The sequence below is a fragment of the Cedecea sp. B1(4) genome (assembly GCF_059414925.1).
In genome coordinates, this window is the sequence record NZ_JCAHMZ010000359.1 from 1 (window position 1) to 332 (window position 332).

At 63.9% G+C, this 332-nt stretch carries 1 protein-coding gene; it reads right to left on the bottom strand.

Translation table 11 applies throughout. From position 1 onward, the window contains the following. The coding region (locus tag ACR6JA_RS23285) for a hypothetical protein (protein ID WP_494599908.1) at window positions 1-271 on the bottom strand (271 nt) is incomplete at its 3' end. Between the last annotated feature and the right edge of the window lie 61 nt (window positions 272-332).

Genomic DNA, 332 nt, shown 5'->3' on the forward strand with positions numbered 1-332 from the left:
CGATGGTCGCCTTCCCCGAGCGGGACGCGCCATCCGGCAGGGACAGCGCTGCGTCAAACACCGGCTTGAGCGGCGCTTCGCTCGATCCCGTGCGGAACGGAGCTGGCGGCGCAGACGGCTTCATGCTGATCATCAGAGCCGAAAGCGCCCCAAGCGCCAAGACGACTACCCCTCCGCGTGCCGCCCTGGGAAGTTGCGCAAACCACAGTTCGACAGGCCGGAACACTTTCGTTGCCACGGTCTTCAGCAGTTCCGGCCGAATGGTCAGCACTCTCCAAACCGCTACGCACAGACCGCAGATCCACGCGAATGTCCACCAAACCGATGAAAGC